Source organism: Vibrio sp. 378, assembly GCF_033339435.1.
Genome location: NZ_JAWOUO010000902.1, coordinates 1 through 577 on the forward strand (window position 1 = coordinate 1; position 577 = coordinate 577).

Sequence of the window (577 nt, forward strand, 5' to 3'; positions counted from 1 at the left end):
TAAATTTCGCCACGCACTAAGCCTCGAGTATTACTCGCCGTTGGGCTTTCTATTGCGTACAAAAGCCATTCATCCATCTTGAAGGGACGATGGAACCAGATTGAATGGTCAATCGTCGCAACTTGGAAATTCGGCGTCATTAACGACACTTCATGTGGATGCATCGCCGTGACCAAAAATCCCCAATCTGACGCGTAAGCCAGCAAGTATTGATGAATCAGTTGGTTATCTGGCATCTCACCGTTAGCACGAATCCAAAGGTACTGTTTTGGCTCCGCTTTTTTGGGTTTTAGAGGATTGATCACCGTGACAGGGCGAGTCTCAATCGGTTTTTCTCCGCAGAATGTTTTACGCAAGCGCTCTGGCAGAAACTCCGCGATATGACTTGCGAGTTCACTCTCTGAGGCGAAGTTTTCAGGCCCCGGAATATCTGGCATGGCTTTCTGGTGATCGAACCCCGGTTGATCGCCGTGATAAGAAGCCGTTAGGTAAAAAATAGGTCGTCCATTTTGCACTGCTTTAACGCGTCTGGTGCTAAAGCTACGTCCATCTCTTAAATTTTCCACATCGTAAATGA

Annotated in this window: 1 protein-coding gene; it reads right to left on the minus strand. The window is 47.1% G+C overall.

Translation table 11 applies throughout. The features are described from left to right. Window positions 1-577 (minus strand): acyl-CoA thioesterase domain-containing protein (locus R7Q48_RS29500; protein ID WP_318133921.1); only part of this gene is annotated, 577 nt, incomplete at both ends.